Source organism: Kineococcus xinjiangensis (assembly GCF_002934625.1).
Taxonomy (GTDB): Bacteria; Actinomycetota; Actinomycetes; order Actinomycetales; family Kineococcaceae; genus Kineococcus_A; species Kineococcus_A xinjiangensis.
Genome location: NZ_PTJD01000012.1, coordinates 97,036 through 114,194 on the forward strand (window position 1 = coordinate 97,036; position 17,159 = coordinate 114,194).

The 17,159-nt window shown below is 74.6% G+C and carries 16 protein-coding genes, 3 tRNA genes and 2 pseudogenes; 15 read left to right on the top strand and 6 right to left on the bottom strand.

Going from position 1 to position 17,159, the window contains the following annotated elements:
- Positions 1-2: 2 nt before the first annotated feature.
- Complete coding sequence (locus CLV92_RS15845) at positions 3-749, top strand: LytR C-terminal domain-containing protein (protein WP_146099588.1); 747 nt, start codon at positions 3-5, stop codon at positions 747-749.
- A 63-nt stretch (positions 750-812) separates the two neighbouring features.
- Here the strand turns inward: CLV92_RS15845 and CLV92_RS15850 are convergent.
- The 3 genes from CLV92_RS15850 to CLV92_RS15860 form a co-directional block, all read right to left on the bottom strand.
- Positions 813-899, bottom strand: a tRNA-Ser gene (locus CLV92_RS15850).
- A gap of 61 nt (positions 900-960) precedes the next feature.
- Positions 961-1,428: a tRNA adenosine(34) deaminase TadA gene (tadA, locus tag CLV92_RS15855; protein ID WP_342762352.1), complete on the bottom strand. Its 468-nt coding sequence runs from the start codon at positions 1,426-1,428 to the stop codon at positions 961-963.
- A gap of 5 nt (positions 1,429-1,433) precedes the next feature.
- Complete coding sequence (locus CLV92_RS15860; protein ID WP_104434290.1) at positions 1,434-1,979, bottom strand: tRNA adenosine deaminase-associated protein; 546 nt, start codon at positions 1,977-1,979, stop codon at positions 1,434-1,436.
- Positions 1,980-2,095: 116 nt separating this feature from the next.
- Between CLV92_RS15860 and upp the strand changes: the two genes are divergently transcribed.
- The 3 genes from upp (at position 2,096) to CLV92_RS15870 (ending at position 3,828) form a co-directional block, all read left to right on the top strand.
- Positions 2,096-2,731, top strand: a complete 636-nt coding sequence (upp, locus tag CLV92_RS15865) for a uracil phosphoribosyltransferase (RefSeq protein WP_104434292.1) — start codon at positions 2,096-2,098, stop codon at positions 2,729-2,731.
- A gap of 195 nt (positions 2,732-2,926) precedes the next feature.
- The gene (locus CLV92_RS21800; protein WP_170112768.1) at positions 2,927-3,097 is read left to right on the top strand and encodes a hypothetical protein; all 171 of its coding nucleotides are present in this window, start codon (positions 2,927-2,929) and stop codon (positions 3,095-3,097) included.
- An 8-nt stretch (positions 3,098-3,105) separates the two neighbouring features.
- The gene (locus CLV92_RS15870; protein ID WP_211291176.1) at positions 3,106-3,828 is read left to right on the top strand and encodes a PH domain-containing protein; all 723 of its coding nucleotides are present in this window, start codon (positions 3,106-3,108) and stop codon (positions 3,826-3,828) included.
- A gap of 141 nt (positions 3,829-3,969) precedes the next feature.
- Here CLV92_RS15870 and CLV92_RS23240 read toward each other — a convergent pair.
- Positions 3,970-4,068 (bottom strand): annotated as a pseudogene (locus tag CLV92_RS23240) (Lsr2 family DNA-binding protein); the annotation flags it as partial.
- On the opposite strand from CLV92_RS23240, the gene CLV92_RS23245 reads away from it, so the two are divergent.
- From CLV92_RS23245 to CLV92_RS15920, 10 genes and pseudogenes are all read left to right on the top strand, one after another.
- Entirely contained in the window at positions 4,037-4,546 is a 510-nt protein-coding gene (locus tag CLV92_RS23245; RefSeq protein WP_425433583.1) for a pentapeptide repeat-containing protein, read from the top strand. The pseudogene CLV92_RS23240 and the gene CLV92_RS23245 overlap by 32 nt on opposite strands.
- Positions 4,547-4,949: 403 nt before the next feature.
- Positions 4,950-6,458 carry an MmgE/PrpD family protein gene (locus CLV92_RS15880; RefSeq protein WP_104434296.1) on the top strand — a complete coding sequence of 503 codons (1,509 nt, stop codon included), beginning with the start codon at positions 4,950-4,952 and terminating at the stop codon, positions 6,456-6,458.
- Positions 6,458-7,360, top strand: a pseudogene (gene prpB, locus CLV92_RS15885) (methylisocitrate lyase); the annotation flags it as partial. The gene CLV92_RS15880 and the pseudogene prpB, both read left to right, overlap by 1 nt.
- 92 nt (positions 7,361-7,452) lie before the next feature.
- Positions 7,453-8,616, top strand: coding sequence for a bifunctional 2-methylcitrate synthase/citrate synthase (locus CLV92_RS15890; protein ID WP_104434300.1), 1,164 nt, complete (start codon positions 7,453-7,455; stop codon positions 8,614-8,616).
- Positions 8,617-8,898: 282 nt separating this feature from the next.
- The gene (locus CLV92_RS15895) at positions 8,899-9,495 is read left to right on the top strand and encodes a hypothetical protein (protein WP_104434302.1); all 597 of its coding nucleotides are present in this window, start codon (positions 8,899-8,901) and stop codon (positions 9,493-9,495) included.
- A 113-nt stretch (positions 9,496-9,608) separates the two neighbouring features.
- A complete protein-coding gene (locus CLV92_RS21550; protein ID WP_158257283.1) occupies positions 9,609-10,154 on the top strand; it encodes a hypothetical protein in 546 nt (181 codons plus the stop codon).
- 66 nt (positions 10,155-10,220) lie between these two features.
- A complete protein-coding gene (locus tag CLV92_RS15905) occupies positions 10,221-10,898 on the top strand; it encodes a response regulator transcription factor (RefSeq protein ID WP_104434304.1) in 678 nt (225 codons plus the stop codon).
- Positions 10,895-12,325, top strand: coding sequence for a sensor histidine kinase (locus tag CLV92_RS15910; RefSeq protein WP_104434306.1), 1,431 nt, complete (start codon positions 10,895-10,897; stop codon positions 12,323-12,325). The genes CLV92_RS15905 and CLV92_RS15910 overlap by 4 nt, the downstream gene beginning before the upstream one ends.
- Positions 12,313-13,203: a GerMN domain-containing protein gene (locus tag CLV92_RS15915; RefSeq protein ID WP_104434307.1), complete on the top strand. Its 891-nt coding sequence runs from the start codon at positions 12,313-12,315 to the stop codon at positions 13,201-13,203. Before CLV92_RS15910 ends, CLV92_RS15915 begins: the two co-directional genes overlap by 13 nt.
- Entirely contained in the window at positions 13,190-14,326 is a 1,137-nt protein-coding gene (locus tag CLV92_RS15920; RefSeq protein ID WP_158257284.1) for an AI-2E family transporter, read from the top strand. The genes CLV92_RS15915 and CLV92_RS15920 overlap by 14 nt, the downstream gene beginning before the upstream one ends.
- Before the next feature lie 75 nt (positions 14,327-14,401).
- Here the strand turns inward: CLV92_RS15920 and CLV92_RS15925 are convergent.
- Positions 14,402-14,474 (bottom strand) — tRNA-Arg (locus tag CLV92_RS15925).
- A gap of 215 nt (positions 14,475-14,689) precedes the next feature.
- A tRNA-Ser gene (locus tag CLV92_RS15930) sits at positions 14,690-14,780 on the bottom strand.
- A gap of 67 nt (positions 14,781-14,847) precedes the next feature.
- On the opposite strand from CLV92_RS15930, the gene CLV92_RS15935 reads away from it, so the two are divergent.
- Complete coding sequence (locus CLV92_RS15935) at positions 14,848-16,857, top strand: penicillin-binding transpeptidase domain-containing protein (protein ID WP_104434312.1); 2,010 nt, start codon at positions 14,848-14,850, stop codon at positions 16,855-16,857.
- Positions 16,858-17,159: the final 302 nt, after the last annotated feature.

Genomic DNA, 17,159 nt, shown 5'->3' on the forward strand with positions numbered 1-17,159 from the left:
ACGTGCCGGACGGCGGAGTGCGCGGCGGAGGCGGCCGCGGAGCCCCGGGGGGCGCCCGGGACGACGGGGATCCGGAGGCGACGCGCCCGAACGAGGCCCTGTCCGACGAACCACCCGACGGCGAGAGCTGGGACGCCGAGGGCGAGGACTGGGACGGCGAGAGCTGGGACGCCGCCGACGAGGCCGAGTGGGAGCAGCGCCAGGAGTTCGCCCGCCGCAAGCGCCTGCGCCGCATCCGGCGCCAGCGCATCGTCTTCCTGCTCGTCGTGCTCCTCGTCCTGGCCGTCGGCGCGGGGGCGGCCATGGTCGTCACCGGGCGCTGGCAGCTGGACCTGGACCCGGGGAAGGTGGCCGCGCCCGCGAAGCCCTCGTGCAGCGTCCCGGTCCAGCCCGTCGCGGCACCCGCGGACGTCCGGGTGCGGGTGCTCAACTCCACGGACCGGCGGGGGCTGGCCGGGAACGTCGCCGAGGAACTGCGCCGCCGCGGCTTCCTCGTGACGAACGTCGCCAACAGCGGCGGGGAACCCGTCGTGGAGAGCGCCCACATCGTCTTCCCGCCTGCCGCGGCGCCCGCGGCCCACGCCCTCGCGGTCCGCGTTCCCGGTGCGCTGCTGCGGGAGGACCCGGCGGCTGCGGACGTGGCGCTCGTGCTCGGGCAGGGTTACGAGCAGCTCGCCCCGGAGGAGGCGCTCCTCCCGGCACCCGCTCCGCCGCTGCCCGAAGGGTGCCCGCCCGCCCCGGCGCCCTAGGGCCGGAACGCCGCGGACGACCGAGGGCCCCGCACCATCCGGTGCGGGGCCCTCGGTCACGAGCGGTGGCGGTGGGATTTGAACCCACGGAGGAGTTGCCCCCTCACACGCTTTCGAGGCGTGCTCCTTAGGCCGCTCGGACACGCCACCGCGGGAAACGATACACGGCGAGGGGCGGCGGCAGTGGTGAGGTGCGCGTGGTGCGGGCGCCTCAGCGCCGGTGCTCGGTGAAGAACTCCCGGAGCAACTGCGCGCACTCCCCGGCCAGCACGTCGCCCACGACCTCGACGCGGTGGTTCAGGCGGCGGTCGCGCACCACGTCGCGCAGGGAGCCCGCCGCCCCCGCCGCGGGGTCCCAGGCGCCGAGCACGAGGCGGTCGACGCGGGCCAGCACGAGGGCGCCCGCGCACATCGTGCAGGGCTCCAGCGTCACCACGAGGCTGCAGCCGGCCAGCCGCCACTCGCCCCGGCCGGCGCCGGCCGCCCGCAGCGCGAGGACCTCGGCGTGCGCCGTCGGATCGGCGTCGGCCTCCCGGGCGTTGCGGCCGCTGCCCAGCACCGCGCCCGTGGCGTCGTCGACCACCACCGCGCCGACCGGGACGTCGCCGGTGCGCAGGCAGCCCCGCGCCTCCTCCAGCGCCAGCCGCATCCACTCCTCGTACTGCGGCGGAACGCGCAGCCCCGTCAGCGCAGGGACTCCATCACGTCCGCGCAGCCGAGGCGCTCCCCGACCTCGACCAGGGCGGCGGCGGGGTCGTCGCCGCGTTCGGCCAGTTCCACGAGGTCGTCCGCCGGGCAGCCGAGGTCCGCCAGGAGTGCGGGGTCCCCCGCCCATGCCGGCTCGCCGCCGAGTTCGGCGACCGGACGCACGCCGTCCTCCGGGTCGTCACCGTCAGCGTCCTCCGCGTCCTCGTCGCCGTCCGCGGTGGCGGCCGCGGCGGGGCGGGGGAAGTCGGTCTCCAGCAGTTCCTCGGAGAACAGCGGGCCGTAGCTGCCCGAGGAGGCCGCGGGGGCGTCGGAGACGAAGAAGCGGACGTCGCCGCCCTCGTCGGCCCGCACGAGTGCGAACCACTCGTCCTCGCTCTCGATGGCGGCGAGGACGGGGCTGTCCCCCGCGGCGGCCGCGCGCAGCACGTCGGCCAGTTCCTCGAGGGAACCCGCGGGGACGTCGACGTCGCGGGCGCGCCACCCGGAGGAGTCGGAGGCCAGGACGGCGGTGAAGTAGGGCACGGAAGCATCGTGGCACCCCCCGCCACGCCGGTCGAGGCAAGCGCGCGACGGCGGACTCGCGCGGTCCCGGACCGGGAGAGCCCGGCGCGGGGGCCCGTCCGGGTAGGTTCTCCGCCATGCGCCTGCACGTCGTCGACCATCCCCTCGTCGCGCACAAGCTCACCGCGCTGCGGGACGAGCGCACGGACTCGCCGACGTTCCGCCGCCTCGCGGACGAACTGGTGACCCTGCTCGCCTACGAGGCGACGAGGGAGGTGCGCGTCGAGCCGTTCCCCATCCACACGCCGGTGGCGCAGACGACGGGCGTCCGCCTGAGCGCGCCCAAGCCGCTGGTGGTGCCCATCCTGCGCGCCGGTCTGGGCATGCTCGACGGCATGGTGCGCCTGCTGCCGACGGCGGAGGTCGGCTTCCTGGGGATGATCCGGGACGAGGAGACGCTGCAGGCCACCACCTACGCCACCCGTCTGCCGGAGGACCTCTCCGGCAGGCAGTGCTTCGCGCTGGACCCGATGCTGGCCACCGGCGGAACCCTCGTGGCGGCCATCGGGTTCCTCCTGGAGCGCGGTGCCGTCGACGTGACGGCGCTGTGCCTGCTGGCCGCCCCCGAGGGCGTCGAGGTCGTGCGCTCCGCGTTCGAGGGGGAGGCGCGCGTCACCGTCGTCACGGCCGCGGTCGACGAGCGCCTCGACGAGAACGGCTACATCGTCCCGGGGCTCGGGGACGCGGGGGACCGCCTCTACGGCATCGTCTGAGGCCTCCTGGACCGGTCCCTCCACCGTCGCCGTCCCGTCGGGGCGGGAATCCACCGACGTGACGGCACGAGAACGGCCCGGACACTCGGCGTGACGATGAAGATCAGGCATGCTGACCCTGCGTGCACATCAGGGTCCAGGGTGAGCACGCAGGGTCAGCACCATCCAGGCACGTCAATCGGGGAGGCATGAAGGATGAAGATCAACTGGCGCAAGATCCTGTGGTGGACGGTGGTGATCTTCGCGCTGTACGCGGTCTACAAGTCGCCGGAGCAGGCCGCGAGCGCGGTGCGCAGCGTGGGTGACTGGATCAGCACGGCGATCAGCAGCATCTTCAACTTCTTCGACCGGATCCTGCAGAGCTGAGGCGCGTCGTGCCAGCACACAGGGCGCCCGAGCCGGGGTTCGGCGGGCAGGAGGGCGTGCCCCGTCACGAGCCGGTGAACGGCGACGAGCGCGCCACCGGGGCCATCGACATCGGCGCTGCCAACATCGGCGCCGTCGAGGTCGGAGCCATCGAGACGGGTGGCGCCGGCACGGTGCTGCCGGTGGACGTCGTCGGCCCGCTGTCGCGCTACCTGCTGCCCAGCGAGCGGGTCGTCGTCGCCGTGCGGCGGCACCCCGCGCAGCTCGCCGAGCCGGTGGCGAGCGTGGTCGCCGGCTTCGCCCTGGTGCTGTGGCTGGACGTGGTGGCGCCGGTGATCCCCTACCTGCGGGACGTGCTCTGGCTGGCGTGGTTCGCGCTCCTGCTGCGCACGTTGTGGCGCTTCCTGGAGTGGCGGGCCGACTGGTTCATCGCCACGGACCGCCGGTTGCTGCTGCGCTACGGCGTGCTCAACCGCAGGGTGGCGATGATGCCGGTCATCAAGGTGACCGACATGAGCTACAACCAGTCGCTGCTGGGGCGCCTGCTGCACTACGGCGAGTTCGTGATGGAGTCCGCGGGGCAGGACCAGGCCCTGCGGGTCGTGAAGTGGCTGCCGGTCCCGGACCGGCTCTACCTCAGCATCTGCGCCGAGATCTTCGGGGCGGAGCGCGTTCCGCCGGTGCTGCCGGTGCCGGGCCGGCGACGGCGTGCGCGCCGCGTGCAGCGCTGAGGGCCGATCGCCCGGGGCGCCGCAGGCGGGACGCCGAACGCACGACGGGGGCGCCGGTCCGATCGGACCGGCGCCCCCGTCGTGCGTTTCAGGTGCCCGTGCGTCCGGGCGCCCCGCCAGGGGGCACCCGCGCCGGCCCGCTCAGCGGGTGGCGGCCTGGAACTGCTCGATGATGCTGGTGGAGATGGGGCCGCGGGACGCGACCGTGATGCCGTTCTCCGCGGCCCACTCGCGCACCGCGCGGGCGTCGACGGTGGCGGCCGCGGACTTCGCCGGAGCCGACTTGGCCGGAGCGGACTTGGCCGGAGCCGACTTCTTGGCCGCCGACTTCGCGGGGGCCTTGGCGGCGGTCTTCGCGGCCGGGGTCTCCTCGGCCGCGGGGGCGACGTCGGCCTTGGCCGGCTTCTGCGCACCGCGCTTGGCGGTGGACCGCGAGGCCTGCTTCTTCGCCGGGGCGGCGGGCACCTCCTCCGCGGCGGGCGCGGGCGCCTCCTCGACGACCGGCGCCGGGACGGACTTGGCGGCCGACCTCGAGGCCTGCTTCTTCGCCGGGGCGGACTTCGCCGCACGCCCGCCGGACTTCGCCGCGGGGGCCTCCCCACCGGAAGCGGCAGCGGTCAGGGCGTCCTGCAGGTCGTCCCAGGAGACGCCGACCGGCGGACGGCTCGTGGAGGGGTTCCACTGCAGACCGTTGCTGCTGATGGTGAGGACGCCGTAACGACGGCCGTTCTTCTTGACCGGCACCTCGAGGTCGGTGCTGCCGACGGAGAGTTCGGATGCGACCTTGAGAGCGACGTCGTGTGTGGCCATTCTGCACTCCGGATTGGGGGGAAGCGGGTTCAGCGGTCGGTGTGAGCGTCCCGGTTCAGGGCGGTCCGCCGGGCTGTTCCGCCGGGCGTTCTCCCTGCATAACCGAGGGTTCGCGAACCATGCTAACGGCAGCGCGGGAAAAACGTGAATCGGTGTTCCAATTCCAACTCCAGTGCCCAACTCCGGGGAAGTCGCCGTTTGTGCGGCGGCTCCTTCTCCGGCCGTCGCGCGCAGGGAGATGAGGCGCCGCGGGCGGCGACGGGCGGCGGCGTAGTCTGCGTGCGTCCCACAGGACGTCGAGAGGACCGACGATGGAGTCGCACACCGTCCGCCCACACCGATCCGCTGACGGTCCGGCGAAGGAACAGCAACTCGCCTGGCGCCTGGCGCTCGTGGCCACCGACCCGGTCGAGGTCGAGGACGAGGTCGTGGAGATGCTGGGCAACCGCATCATCGACAACGCCGCCGTCGCCGCGGCCTCGGTTGCGCGCCGCCCCGTGGTCTCCGCGCGCGCCCAGGCGCTCGCCCACCCGATGCAGCCGGGAGCCACCGTGTTCGGGCTGCCCCCGGACCGGCGCAGCTCCCCGGAGTGGGCGGCGTGGGCGAACGGCGTGGCCGTGCGCGAACTGGACTTCCACGACACGTTCCTGGCAGCCGACTACTCCCACCCCGGCGACAACATCCCGCCGGTGCTCGCCGTGGCCCAGCACACCGGACGCAGCGGGCGCGACCTCGTCCGCGGCCTGGCGACCGCCTACGAGGTGCAGATCGACCTGGTGCGCGGGATCTGCCTCCACGAGCACAAGATCGACCACATCGCCCACCTGGGCCCCGCCGCCGCGGCCGGCATCGGAACCCTGCTCGGCCTGGAGGCGGACACCGTCCACCAGGCCATCGGGCAGGCGCTGCACACCACCACGACCACCCGGCAGTCGCGCAAGGGGGAGATCTCCTCCTGGAAGGCGTACGCCCCGGCCTTCGCGGGCAAGATGGCGGTGGAGGCCGTGGACCGGGCGATGCGCGGGGAGACCTCCCCGGCCCCGATCTACGAGGGCGAGGACGGGTTCATCGCCTGGCTGCTGTCCGGGCCGGGGCACGTCTACACGGTGCCGCTGCCCGCAGCCGGGGAGCCGAAGCGGGGAATCCTCGACTCCTACACCAAGGAGCACTCCGCGGAGTACCAGTCGCAGGCCCTCATCGACCTCGCCCGCCGGATGCGCGAGCGGGTGCCGGACACCTCCCGGGTCGAGAGCGTCGTCATCCGCACGAGCCACCACACGCACCACGTCATCGGCACGGGGTCGGGCGACCCGCAGAAGATGGACCCGCACGCCAGCAGGGAGACCCTCGACCACTCCATCCCGTACATCTTCGCCGTCGCCCTGCAGGACGGCCGCTGGCACCACGTCGACTCCTACCTCCCCGAGCGGGCGCAGCGTCCCGACACTGTCCAGCTGTGGCACCGCATCCGGACCGAGGAGGACCCGGAGTGGACGCGCCGCTACCACTCCCACGACCCCGCGGAGAAGGCCTTCGGCGGGCACGTCACCATCACCCTCGACGACGGCACGGTCCTGGAGGACGAGCTCGCCGTGGCCGACGCGCACCCGCTCGGGGCGCGTCCCTTCTCCCGCCCGCAGTACGTGGAGAAGTTCCGCACCCTCGCCGAGGGCGTCCTCGAGCCGCAGGAGCAGGACCGCTTCCTCGCCGCGGTGGAGGAACTGCCCGACCTGGGAGCCGGCGACCTGGACCGCCTCACGTTCGAGGTGCCCGCGGACCGGCTCGGCGACACCCCCGGGACGAGCAGGGGGATCTTCTGATGCTGGGTTCCACCACCTCCGCCACCGACAAGCGCGCCGCCTTCCGCGCGGGGCTGGCCTCCGGGCGGCTGCTGCGGATGCCGGGCGCGTTCTCCCCCCTCGTCGCCCGGCTCATCGAGGAGATCGGCTTCGACGGCGTCTACGTCTCCGGTGCGGTCCTCTCCGCGGACCTCGCCCTGCCGGACATCGGGCTGACCACGCTCACCGAGGTCACCTCCCGCGGCGGCGCCATCGCCGGCGCGACGGGCCTGCCCTCGCTGCTGGACACCGACACCGGCTTCGGGGAACCACTGAACGCGGCCCGCACGGTGCGCGCAGCCGAGGACGCCGGGTTGTCGGGCATGCACCTGGAGGACCAGGTGAACCCCAAGCGCTGCGGCCACCTCGACGGCAAGGCCGTCGTGGACGTGCAGACGATGCTCGGCCGGATCCGGGCGGCCGTGTCCGCGCGGCGGGACCCGGACTTCGTCCTCTGCGCCCGCACGGACGCCCGCGGTGTGGAGGGGCTGACCCCGGCGATCGACCGGGCGAAGGCCTACGCCGACGCCGGAGCGGACATGATCTTCGCGGAGGCGCTCGCCGACGAGTCCGAGTTCGAGGCGTTCCGCGCCGCGGTCGACGTGCCGCTGCTGGCCAACATGACGGAGTTCGGCAAGTCGAAGCTGCTCAGCGCCGCCACCCTGGAGTCGCTGGGGTTCAACGTCGTCATCTACCCGGTGACCACGCTGCGCATCGCCATGGGCGCGGTGGAGGCGGGGCTGCGGACCATGGCGGCGGAGGGCACCCAGGAGAGCCTGGTCCCGCAGATGCAGACCCGGGGCCGGCTGTACGAGCTGCTGGACTACTCCGCGTACGCCCAGTTCGACACGGCCATCTACGACTTCAGCCTGACCGCCGCCCAGGGCGGCTCCAGTGCGACCGCCGCCCAGGGCGGCTCCAGCGGGACAGCCGCCGGCGACGACGCCGGGGGCCGGGACGAGGAAGGGGCGCAGCGATGACGGCAGCGACGGACGGCACGGCGGCAGGCGCGGGGTCCGGTGCGGAGGAGCCGCAGATCCGCAAGGGCCTCGCGGGGGTCGTCGTGGACACCACCGCCGTCTCCAAGGTGGTTCCCGAGACCAACTCGCTGACCTACCGGGGCTACCCGGTCCAGGAGCTGGCGCAGTCGTGCAGCATGGAGGAGGTCGCGCACCTGCTCTGGCACGGGGAACTGCCCACCGCCGCCGAGCTGGCGGCCCAGCAGCAGGAGGAGCGCTCCCAGCGGGCGCTGGACCCGGTGCTGCGCGGTGTGCTGGACGCCCTGCCCACCACCTGCCACCCGATGGACGTCCTGCGCACCGCGGTGAGCGTCCTGGGCGCGCGCGACCCCCGGGCCGCGCGCGACGACCGCGAGACCAACCTCGCCAAGTCGCTGACCCTGTTCGCCCAGCTGCCCGCGGTCGTCGCCCACGACATGCGCCGCCGCCGCGGGCTGGAGCCGGTCGAACCCGACGCGGAGCTCGGCTACTCCGAGAACTTCCTGCGGATGTGCTTCGGGGAAGTCCCCGACGAGGTGTCCGTGCGCGCCTTCGAGGTCTCCCTCGTGCTCTACGCGGAGCACTCCTTCAACGCCTCCACGTTCGCCGCGCGCGTCGTCACCTCCACGCTGTCGGACCTGCACAGCGCCGTGACGGCCGCCATCGGGGCGCTGAAGGGACCGCTGCACGGCGGGGCCAACGAGGCCGTCATGCACGCCATGCTCGAGATCGGCGACCCCGAGCGGGCCGCGGACTGGCTGCGCGGCGAGATCGCAGCCAAGCGGAAGATCATGGGTTTCGGCCACCGCGTCTACCGCAACGGCGACTCCCGCGTCCCCACGATGGAGGCGGCGTTCCGCGAGCTGGCGGCCGCCCGCGGCGGGGAGAAGTGGGTGCGCATGTACGAGGAGCTGCAGCGCACCATGGCGGAGGAGAAGGGCATCCACCCCAACCTCGACTTCCCGACCGGGCCCGCCTACCACCTGCTCGGCTTCGACATCGAGGTGTTCACGCCCCTCTTCGTCATGAGCCGGGTCACGGGGTGGACGGCGCACATCGTCGAGCAGCTCGAGGCGAACGCCCTCATCCGGCCGCTGAGCCACTACGTCGGACAGCCGCAGCGCAGCGTCCCCGTCCGCTGAGCGGGCGCCCCTCGCGGGATCGTCACACGGAGCCCCCGGCCACCCGGCCGGGGGCTCCGCCCGTTCCGGCGGCGCAGGAGGGGCCGCCGCCCGCGCCTGCACGCACCCCCCGCCACGTCCACCGTCATCTGCGCGTCACGAACCCGGCCGCCCGGATGACACCTGTGTGACGTTCGCGCCTGCGGGTCGGATCCGGCTGGTGGGCCCCCGCGGCCGGGGGCACGGTCGATGTGGCGCACGAACGAGCCGTCGAGAACGAGCCACCCAGAACGAGGAGGAGCTATGACGATCACATTCCGCACGCGTCACCGCGCAGGGGTCGCCGCCGCCGGCGTCCTCGTGGCCTCGACCCTGGGCCTGTCCGCCTGCGGGGACACCGCGGGCCCCGAGCGCGGCACGACCGTCGAGGACGTGCAGGAGAACGTCGCCGAGGACATCGAGGTCGGCGAGGAGACCGAGGCCGGCCTCGGCGAGGGCGAGGTCAGCGGGGACATCGGGGTCGACGACTCCAACGCCGTCGTGGGCACCTACGAGGGCGCCTACGACCCCGAGTTCTACAACGACATCAAGAGCTTCTACGACAAGCCGGTCACGGTCTCCGCCGAGGTCAGCGAGGTCATCTCGCCCACCGCGTTCGTCATCGCCGGAACCGCCGGCACGACCGTGGACCCGCTGCTCATCGTGAGCGCCACCGAGGTCGCCGGCGTGGAGGAGGGCCAGGTCGTCGAGGTCACCGGCACCGTCCACGAGACCTTCGACCTCCCGCAGGTCGAGGAGAGCATGGGCATCGACCTCGGCGACGACATCGGCGAGGAGTGGGGCGAGAAGCCCTACATCGCCGCCACCAGCGTCGACACCGAGGTCGCACCCGCCCAGTGACCGCCCCACCGGTGACCTCCCCGGTCACCGGTGGCCCCGGACGCCGTCCCCGCCCGTCCCCCGCCGAGGCGGGCGGGGACGGTCATCACCACCGCAGCAGGAGGAGAACCCCCATGGTCATCGGACGACGACCCCGGACCCCCGCGGCGGCGACGGCCGCTCTGGCCGTGGCCCTGCTCGGCCTCACCGGTTGCGCCGCCTACGACGAGGACGAGGGCCAGCTGGTGGCGTCGGAGGCCCGCGAGGGCGCCGGCGCGCCGCACAACTACCCGCCCCCCGGCGAGGAGCCCGGCCCGGCGATCCAGGGCGGCCCGCCCCAGGTCTACGACCTCGAGTTCGCGCAGAACATCGGCGATCAGGTCGACGGGGAGGCGACCATCCTCGGGGACGTCGTCAGCGTCCACCCCCCGGCCGCCTTCGTGCTCGGCAGCACCGAGGGAGACGGCGCGAACCCGCTCCTCATCGTCGCCCCCAGCGGCGTCGAGGGCATCGCGGAGGGGGAGACCGTCCAGGTCACCGGGACCGTCCGCGAGATCGACGACCTCGAGGAGGTCATCGCCGGCCTCGACGTGGACATCGACCCCGGCCTGGGCCAGAACGACGACAGGGCCTTCGTCGTCGCGGAGGAGGTCGACGCCTCCGTCCCGCCCAGCCAGTGAGCGGCCGGCGGTTCCCGCCCGGTTCCGCGTGGCGGGAACCGCGGGGCTCGGGGAGGATCAGCGACCGTGACCCGATCCGTGCTCGTCGTCGAGGACGACGCGCGCATCCGCCGGGTGGTCCAGCTCACCCTGGCCGGGGAGGGCTTCGAGGTCGTCGAGGCGGGCTCCGGGGAGGAGGCGCTGGACGCCCTGCGGCACCACCAGCCCGACGTCGTCCTGCTCGACCTGGTCCTGCCGGGGATCGACGGTTTCGAGGTCTGCCGCCGGATCCGCCGCGGCAGCGACGTGCCGATCATCATGGTGACGGCCCGGGCGGACAGCCACGACGTCGTCGCCGGGCTGGAGGCGGGTGCCGACGACTACGTCTCCAAGCCCTTCGTGCCGAAGGAGCTGTCCGCGCGGGTGCGAGCCGCCCTGCGCCGCGCCAACGGTGCCAGCGCCCCGCACACCATCACCGTGGGGCCGCTGGAGATCTCACCCGAGGACGCGGTGGTCCTGCGCGACGGCACGCGCCTGGACCTGACCCGGACGGAGTTCCGGCTCCTGTGCGAACTCGCCTCCTCCCCGGGCCGGGTGTTCTCCCGCGAGGAGCTGCTGGAGCGGGTGTGGGGGTACGGCTACTTCGGCGACAACCGGCTGGTCGACGTCCACGTCCACCGGCTGCGCGGCAAGGTGGAGGACGACCCCAGCCGGCCCGCGCACATCGTGACGGTGCGCGGCATGGGGTACCGGATCCAGCCGTGACCGCGCCTCCTGGCGATGCGACCGGCAGCGGACGCCGCCACGGAGCGGGGCGCCTCCGCAGGTGGCGCAGCCTGCGTGGACGCGCCGCGCTCGCCTTCACCGCACTGGCCGCCCTGCTCACCGCGGTCACGTCGACGGGGGTCTGGCTGACCGTCTCCCAGTACCTGCTCCTGCAGCGGGAACGCGTCACGACCGCCCAGAGCCTCGCCAACGCCGACCGGCTGCAGCGGGGACTGCGGACGGAGGGGCTCTCCGCCCCCCAGCTGCTCGCCCAGCTGCCCCGCGAGACGGGCTCCACGTCGCTGCTGGTCGACGGCGGGCAGTGGTTCACCACGTCCCTGCGCGTCGGGCGCGACGATCTCCCCCTCCCGCTGCGCCGGGCCGCGCTGCGCGGGGAGGCGTCCCACCAGCGCATCCAGCTGGGGGGGCACACCGTTCTCGCCGTCGGCGTGCCCCTGCAGGGGGAGGGGCGCGCCTACTTCGAGGTGTTCCCCCTCGACGAGCTCGACGAGACGTACCGCACGCTCGGCACGGTGCTCCTGGTCGCCGGCGCGGTCGTGCCCGTCCTGGCGCTCGGCCTCGGCTGGTGGCTGACCCGGCCGGCGCTGCGGCCCATCGACCGGGTGGGAGCCGCAGCCGCCGCGATCGCCTCGGGCCAGCTCGACGCGCGCATCGACCACCACGGCGACCCCGACCTCGTGCCGCTCGCGACGTCCTTCAACCGCACCGCCGCCGCCCTGGAGCGGCGGGTGCGGGCCGACGCCCGGTTCGCCTCCGACGTGGCGCACGAGCTGCGCACCCCGCTCACGGCCATGCTCGGCGCGCTCTCCCTCGTCGAGCAGCACCGCGAGCGCCTGCCCGGAACGGGGCGGGAGGCCCTGGACCTGCTGCAGGAGGAGGTGGACCGCTTCTCCCGCCTGGTGCAGGACCTGCTGGAGATCTCCCGCAGCGACGCGGGCAGCCACGACCTGGTGCTGGAGGAGGTGGACCTCGCCGACTTCGTGTGCCAGGCGCTGCCCGAGCACGCCCACCCCCTGGTGACCCGCGGGCCGGATGGCGACGGCCTCGTCGTCCGCACGGACAAGCGCCGCCTCCGGCAGGTCGTCGCCAACCTCGTCGACAACGCCGACAAGCACGGCGGCGGCCTGACCCGCGTGACGGTCGCCCGGGTGGGCCGCAACGCCGAGGTGCTCGTCGACGACGCCGGACCGGGCGTGGACCCCGCCGAGCGCGAGCGCATCTTCGAGCGCTTCGCCCGCGCGCGCGGCTCGGCGAGCAGCAGCAGCGAAGGGGCGGGGCTCGGGCTGTCGCTGGTCGAGCGGCACCTGCAGCTCCTGGGCGGCTCCGTCACGGTGGTGGACAGCCCCGAGGGCGGTGCGCGGTTCCGGGTGCTCCTGCCGCTGGAGGTGGCACCGTGGCGACGCTGAGCGTCCGCCGGGCGCGCGTGCTGCCCGCGGTCGGCCTGTGCACGCTCCTGCTGACCACGGCCACGACGTGCGGCATCCCCCCGCAGGAGCGTCCGGTGCCGCTGCCCCGGCAGTCCGCCCCCGACCTGCCGACCGTGGGGGAGCCCCGGCGCGGGGCCATGGTCATGTCCGCGTACTTCGTCCGGGACGGCCGCCTGGTCCCCGTCCGCCGCGAGCTGGCCGAGGCGACGCCCCAGGCCGCCCTGGAGGCCCTGGTCGCCGGGCCCACGGGCGCCGAGGCCGCGTCGGGCATCCGCACGGCCCTGGCACCGCAGCGGCTCGAGGTCCTCGCCCGCGACGGGGTGTCCCCGGAGACGGTGGTCGTCCAGGCGGACGGGGAGCTGGCGAGCGTCTCCGGCGGCGACCAGCTGCTGGCGGTCGCCCAGCTGGTGTGGACGGCCACGGAACTGCCCGCCACGCGCAGGGTCCGCGTCGTGGTGGACGGGGCCGCGGTGGAGGTGCCCACCGATGCCGGCCTCGCGCGCACCGCGGTCGGCAGGGAGGACTACGACACCGTGGCACCACCGCCGAAGACGTCGGCGCCGTCGAAGCCGCCGAAGCCGCCGAAGCCGTCGGAGCCCGCGCCGTCGGAGCCCGCGCCGCTGGAACCCGCGCCGCTGGAACCGGCCCCGCTGGAACCCGCGCCGCTGGAACCCGCGCCGCTGGAACCCGCGCCGCTGGAACCCGCGCCGCTGGAACCCGCGCCGCTGGAACCCGCGCCGCTGGAACCTGTGCCGGCGGAGCCCGTCCCCTCGGACGCCGATGCGGGCCCGGCCGCACCGGTCGTCGTCCCCCTGCCCGCCGGGCGCGACGCCGGAGGCGACGATGGAGAAGGCTGATCCGGTCCTCGGGCAACCGGAGGGCCGGCGTTCCGAGGACGCCGCCGAGCAGCAGCCCGCTGGCCCCGCCGGGGAGCGCCCCGAGCGGTACCCCGGGAGGCGGGTCCCGGCCTGGACCGTGCGGACCCTCGCCTACTCCGGTGCCGTGCTGGCCGTCGCGGCGGTCTGCTGGCTCGTCGGCACGGTGGTGCTCCGCCTCTGGCTGGTCAGCGCCACGATCGCGGTGGCCCTGCTGTTCACCGCGCTGCTCGCCCCGCTCACCCTCCGGATGCGCCGCGGTGGCCTGCCCGCGGTCCTCGCCGCCCTGCTGTCGCTGATCCTCCTCGTCGGCATCCCGGCCGCGGTCGCCGCCCTCGTGTGGTCCCGCGTCAGCGAGCAGGTGGAGGACCTCACCCCGGTCGTGACGCAGGGCATCGACGACATCCGGAACTGGCTGACGACCGGGCCGCTGCAACTCGACCCGGCCCGCGTCGCCGAACTGCGCAACCAGATGGTCAGCGCCGTCAGCAGCGCGGTCCCCACCCCGGTGGGCGGGGCGCGCACCCTGCTGCAACTGCTCACCGCCGTGGCGCTGGGCCTCTTCGCGGTCTTCTTCTTCCTCAAGGAGGGAGAGGAGATGTGGCGCTGGCTCGTCCGCCGCGTGACGCCCCGGCACCGGGCGACGGTGGACCGCGCCGGACGGGCGGCGTGGGGCACGCTCACCGGCTACGTGGTCGGCCTGACGCTGGTGGCCCTGGCCGACGCCGTGCTCATCGGCACGGGGCTCTTCTTCGTCGGAGTCCCGCTGTGGCTCTCGCTGGCGCTGCTGACCTTCGTCGGCGCCTACGTGCCCATCCTGGGAGCGACGGTGGCCGGGGCCGTGGCCGTCCTCGTCACGATGGTCACCAACGGCCCGCAGGACGCCCTCATCGTGCTCGGGATCGTGCTGCTCGTGCAGCAGGTGGAGGGCAACCTGCTGCAACCCCTCGTCGTGGGCCGGGCGGTGCAGCTGCACCCGGTGGTCGCCCTCGTGGCCGTCACCGCCGGCACGCTCCTGCTCGGCATCACCGGCGCCCTCCTGGCGGTTCCCCTCACGGCCGTGGTCTACCGCGTCCTGGCGGCGGTCAACGCCGACCGGAGCTGACCGGGCGCCCGCGAGCGCACACGCAAGAGGCCCCCGAGCATGCTCGGGGGCCTCTCACGTCGCTGTCTCAACGAGTGCGCCCGAAGGGATTCGAACCCCTAACCTTCTGATCCGTAGTCAGATGCTCTATCCGTTGAGCTACGGGCGCAGGCGCCGCATCCCGTGTCGGGGCGCAGCGGCCGGGGTCAACCATAGCGGCCCGTCCCGTCAGCGCCTAATCGCCCCCCGTCCGGTGGACGAGCCGCGCTGGGCGCGGCGGGGAGGCCGCAGGCGGGTCCCGGACGGCTCCCGCGGCCACCATCGGGAACGTCCGCGAGACGACGAAAGCCCCGCCCCGGCGAACCGGGACGGGGCTTTCCACTGCGGAGGTGGCGGGATTTGAACCCGCGAGGGGGTTGTAGCCCCCAACCCGCTTAGCAGGCGGGCGCCATAGACCGGACTAGGCGACACCTCCGCTCAAAAGGCTAGCAGTCGCCCTCGGGCGGAGCCGCCACCGGGGAGGCCCGTGCCAGGATCGGGGCGTGAGCGAGCCCGCGGCGCCCCACCCGCCGACCCGTCCCGGACGCACCGCCGACGGCGCGGGGGGCGGCTCGGGGACCCGGCCGGGCGGGGGAGTCAGGCGCAGGACGGCGCTCATCGCCGGCGCCGCGGGTGCCGTCGTCGCCGCCGGGGCCGGAGCCGCCGTGGTGCTCACCCGCCGGCCCGATCCCGAACCCGCCCGCCGAGCGGCGGAAGCCGTCGCGGCCGCCTGGAACGAGAGCCGGTGGGACGCGGTCACCTGGGACGGGCCGGTCACGCCCGCCGCGGTGACGGACCGGTACGCCGCCGCGACGCAGGGGCTCGCCGCGGGAGGGGTCACCGGACCCGAGGTCGCGCTCGCCGGGGTCGACAGCACCCGGCTCGCCGAGGGCCGCGCCCGCGCCACCTACGACGTGTCGTGGCAGGCCGGCCCCCAGCGGTGGACCTACCGCAGCACCGCCGACCTCGTCCGCCCCCCGGAGGGCGAGCCCGACACCTGGCGGGTGCGGTGGGCGCCCTCCCTGATCCACCCCGAGCTCACCGAGGGGGCCACCCTGACCGCCGTCCGGGAGCAGCCGCCCCGCGCCGAGGTCCTCGGCCGCGACGGCACCCCCGTCGTGACCGACACGCAGGTCGTCGACGTGGGCGTCCACCCCGCCCGCACCGGCGACCCCGCAGCCACCGCCGCAGCGGTCGCCGAGGTCCTCGACGTCGACGCCGCCAAGCTCACCGAGCGCATCCGAACAGCGGAACCCGACGCCTTCGTGCCCGTCCTCACCCTGCGCCGCACCGACTTCGACGCGCAGCAGGAACGGCTCCGGCCCGTCCCGGGCGTGGTCTTCCGCGCCGGCGTGCTGCCCCTCGCCCCCACCCGCGCCTTCGCCCGGTCCCTGCTCGGCGGGGTCGGGGAGGTGACGGCCGAGCTGGTCGAGGAGTCCGGCGGCCGCCACGTCCCCGGCGACCGGGTGGGGCTGTCCGGGCTGCAGCGCCGCTACGACGAGCGCCTCGGCGGCGCACCCGGCGTCCTCGTCCAGCTCACCGGGGGGACCGGCGCAGCCGCGCGGACCCTCTTCGAGGTCCCCGCCAGCCCCGGCGAGGCCGTCGGCACCACCCTCGACGAGCGCGTGCAGAACGCCGCCGACGAGGTGCTCGCCACCGTCGGCCCGCAGTCCGCGATCGTGGCGGTCGACGTCCCCACCGGAGACGTCCTCGCCGTCGCCAACGGCCCCGCCACCGGTGGCGACCGCGCCCTCACCGGCCGGTTCCCACCCGGCTCCACCTTCAAGGTGGTGAGCACCCTCGCGCTGCTGGAGAAGGGCCTCACGGCGGACGAGCCGGTGCCCTGCCCCCCGACGTTCACCGTCGACGGGCGCAGCTTCCGCAACTTCGAGGGCGAGGCCCTCGGGGAGACGACCTTCCGCACCGACTTCGCGATGTCCTGCAACACCGCCTTCGCCGACCTGAGCTCCCGCCTCGACGACGGGGACCTGGCCGCCGCCGCGGCCCGGCTCGGAATCGGCACTGGCTGGGACGTCGGGGTGGACGCCTTCGACGGCGACGTGCCCGTCACCGAGTCCGCCGTCGACCGGGCCGCGGCCGCGTTCGGGCAGGGCCGCACCCTCGTCAGCCCCCTCGCCCTCGCCGTCGCCGCCGCCTCCGTCGCCCGCGGCGCCACCGTCGAGCCGCGCCTCGTCGTCGACCCCGCCCCCGAGGGCGCGGCCGCACCGCCCGTCGACCTGCCGGCCGCGTCGGTGGCCACCCTGCACGAGCTCATGCGCGCCGTCGTCACCGACGGCACGGCCCCCGTGCTGCGCGACTGCCCCGGCGGGGAGGTCTTCGCCAAGACCGGCACGGCCGAGCACGGGCAGCAGGTCCCTCCCGAGACCCACGCCTGGCTCGTCGGCTGGCAGGGCAGCACGGCCTTCGCCGTGTTCGTCGCCGAGGGGCGCAGCGGGGGCAGCACCGCCGCTCCCGTCGCCCGTGCCTTCCTCGAGCGGCTCGCGCTAGGGTGAGCGCCCTCCTCGTGCAGCGCGCACCCACGGGCACCCGTCGGCGGGGTGCGAGAGCACTTCCCGGGCGACACGCAACTCGGCATGCCCCAGGAATTGCCATCGCTGCCCCATTGGGGTGAAGATGCTTGCTGTAGGCCCTCTGGGCTACACACCGGACCCGGCTCATCCCCCCCGAGCCGGACCGTAGACGGCCCCCGCTCCCCCCCAGCGGGGGCCGTTCCACGTCCGGCGCCGGATGCGCGGTCGCCGCCCCGGCCTCCCGGCGCGAGGACCCGCGCCCGGTCCACAACCGGCCCCTCCGG